Annotated in this window: 3 protein-coding genes; all 3 read left to right on the top strand. The window is 63.3% G+C overall.

Features of this window, described 5'->3' with window-relative positions; genetic code table 11:
* Positions 1-1,584 (top strand): acyclic terpene utilization AtuA family protein (locus tag DBR24_RS08980; RefSeq protein WP_256591353.1); only part of this gene is annotated, 1,584 nt, incomplete at its 5' end.
* A gap of 12 nt (positions 1,585-1,596) precedes the next feature.
* Entirely contained in the window at positions 1,597-2,466 is an 870-nt protein-coding gene (locus DBR24_RS08975; protein ID WP_128614541.1) for an SDR family oxidoreductase, read from the top strand.
* A gap of 3 nt (positions 2,467-2,469) precedes the next feature.
* On the top strand, positions 2,470-3,003 hold a 534-nt coding region (locus tag DBR24_RS31780), incomplete at its 3' end, for a carboxyl transferase domain-containing protein (protein WP_305888857.1).

The following is a 3,003-nucleotide window of genomic DNA, read 5'->3' as shown; positions in this document are numbered from 1 at the left end:
CCACTGCTGTCACAACTGGCGAAGCAGAAAATCCGCGTGATCAGCAATGCCGGCGGCATCAACCCGCAAGCCTGCGCCGCCGCTCTGCAAGCCGCCTGCGACAAGGCCGGGGTCGCGCTGAAAATCGCCGTATTACTTGGCGATGACCTGCAACCGCAGTTCAAACAACTCGGCGGCGTCAGTGAAATGTTCAGTGGTGCGCCGTTGCCGCCGATGTGCGTATCGACCAACGCCTACCTCGGCGCACCGGGGATTGTCGAAGCGCTGCGACTGGGTGCCGACATCGTCATCACCGGGCGAGTGGTCGACAGTGCGGTGGTCAGCGCGACCCTCGTGCATGAGTTCGGCTGGTCGTGGCATGACTACGACAAACTTGCCCAGGCCGCCCTGGCCGGGCACATCATCGAATGCGGCGCACAATGCACCGGCGGTAACTTCACCGACTGGCGCGACGTGCCGGATTACGAACACATCGGCTTCCCGATCGTCGAGGTGAGTAGCGACGGCCAGTTCATCGTCAGCAAACCCGAAGGTTCCGGTGGACTGGTCACGCCGCTCACCGTTGGCGAGCAGATGCTTTATGAAATCGGCGACCCGCAGGCGTATCTGTTGCCCGATGTGGTCTGTGACTTCACACAGGTCAAACTCCAGCAACAAGGCAAAAACGCCGTGCATGTGCACGGTGCCAAAGGCCTGCCACCAAGCGACAAGTACAAGGTCAGCGCCACCTACCCGGACGGTTTTCGCTGCACCGCCAGCTGCCTGATCGCCGGTATCGACGCGGTGGAGAAGGCCAGGCGCGTCAGTCAGGCGATCATCGACAAGACATCCGGGATGTTCAGCCAGCGCGGCTGGGGGCCCTACAGCGAAACCGATATCGAACTGCTCGGCAGCGAAGCCACCTATGGCCCCCACGGGCGGCGCCGCGACAGCCGCGAAGTGGTGATCAAGATCGCCGTGCGCCATGCGGACAAACAGGCCTTGGTCCTGTTCTCCCGGGAAATCGCCCAAGCGGCCACCGGCATGGCGCCGGGACTGACCGGTATTGTCGGCGGCCGGCCGACGGTATATCCGGTGATCCGCCTGTTCTCGTTCCTGATCGATAAAAGTGTCTGCAACCTCGAAGTCGATATCGCAGGCGAACGGCATCCCTGCGCCCTGCCGGCGCCCATGCCACTCGACAGCCAGGCGCTGCCAGCGCCCGACCAGCCACCCAGGCCTCAAGGCCGGGCCGACGCCAGTGTGCCGCTGGTGAAACTGGCCGTGGCGCGCTCCGGTGACAAGGGCAACCACAGCAACATCGGCGTCATGCCGCGTAAACCCGACTACCTGCCGTGGATCGCCGAGGCGCTGACCCCGGCCGTCATCGTCGACTGGATGAGCCACGTGCTCGATCCGATCCATGGCCGCGTCGAGCGCTGGTACCTGCCCGGCACCCACAGCCTGAATTTCCTCCTGGAAAACGCCCTCGGCGGCGGCGGCGTGGCCAGCCTGCGCATCGACCCCCAAGGCAAAGCCTTCGCCCAGCAACTGCTGGAAATCCAGATACCGGTGCCGCAGAGCATCGCCGAACAGTTCGACTAGAGGATGGTGTGCATGGCTTACGCGTCGGTTTTCAGAAACGATCTGTTCAGCGGCCAGACCCTCATCGTCACCGGTGGTGGCAGCGGCATCGGGCGTTGTACCGCGCATGAACTGGCGGCGCTCGGCGCCAATGTGCTGCTGGTCGGGCGCAAACCGGAAAAGCTCGAAAAAGTCGCCGCCGAAATCGCCGAAGACGGCGGCCGGGTGCACTGGAAAGCCTGCGACATCCGTGACGAAGAAGCGGTGAAACAACGGGTCAGCGAACTGATCGCCGAACACGGGCCGATTCATGGACTGGTCAACAATGCCGGCGGCCAGTACCCCTCCCCCCTGGCCTCGATCAATCAGAAAGGTTTTGAAACCGTACTGCGCACCAATCTGGTCGGCGGCTTCCTGATGGCCCGGGAAGTGTTCAACCAGTCGATGAGCAAGCACGGTGGCAACATCGTCAACATGCTCGCCGACATGTGGGGTGGCATGCCCGGCATGGGCCACTCCGGCGCGGCGCGTTCGGGCATGGACAACTTCACCAAGACTGCCGCCGTCGAGTGGGGTTACGCCGGGGTCAGGGTCAACGCGGTGGCACCGGGCTGGATCGCCTCCAGCGGCATGGACACCTACGAAGGCGCCTTCAAAGCGGTGATCCCGACCTTGCGCGAACATGTGCCGCTCAAGCGCATCGGCACCGAATCGGAAGTCAGTGCGGCGATTGTGTTCCTGCTCAGCCCGGCGGCGGCGTTCATCAGTGGCAGCACCTTGAAAATCGACGGTGCCGCCAGCCTCGGCAGCCGTGCGTGGCCGTTGCACAAGGCGACCCACAGCGAATCATTCAACGGGTTCCACCGGGCGTACTTGCCCGACGTGCTCAAGGATAAGGAATAAACCATGGCGCAGATCCAGTCCCGACTCGATCCGCACAGCGAAGACTTCGCCCGCAACCGCGCGGCGATGCTCGCGGCCATCGAGCACGTCCAGCAACTCGAACAGAACCTGTTGAACAAAGCCGCCGAAGCCAAGGCGAAATTCGACAAGCGCGGGCAATTGCTACCCCGCGAACGCCTGAACCTGTTGCTCGACCCCGGCGCACCGTTCCTCGAACTGGCGAGCCTGGCCGGCTACAAACTGCACGACGACAAGGACGGCAGCGCCGCCGGTGGCGGCTTGATTGCCGGTATCGGCTACGTCTGCGGCGTGCGCGCGATGGTGGTGACGAACAACAGTGCGATCAAGGGCGGCACCATTTCGCCGAGCGGCCTGAAAAAGTCCCTGCGCCTGCAGCAGATCGCCCAGGAAAACAAACTGCCTTTGATCACCCTTGCCGAAAGCGGCGGCGCCAACCTTAATTACGCCGCAGAAATTTTCGTCGAAGGCGCACGCAGCTTCGCCAATCAGGCGCGCATGTCGGCAATGGGTTTGCCG

The organism is Pseudomonas sp. HMWF006, from assembly GCF_003061205.1.
GTDB classification, from domain to species: Bacteria; Pseudomonadota; Gammaproteobacteria; order Pseudomonadales; family Pseudomonadaceae; genus Aquipseudomonas; species Aquipseudomonas monsensis.
Note: the sequence above shows the minus strand (reverse complement) of the source record. Positions and strands in the feature narration are given on the sequence as shown.

Coding starts and splice junctions, on each gene's coding strand:
- DBR24_RS08975 (WP_128614541.1), top strand. CDS start 1,597: ATGGCTTACGCGTCGGTTTTCAGAAACGATCTGTTCAGCGGCCAGACC.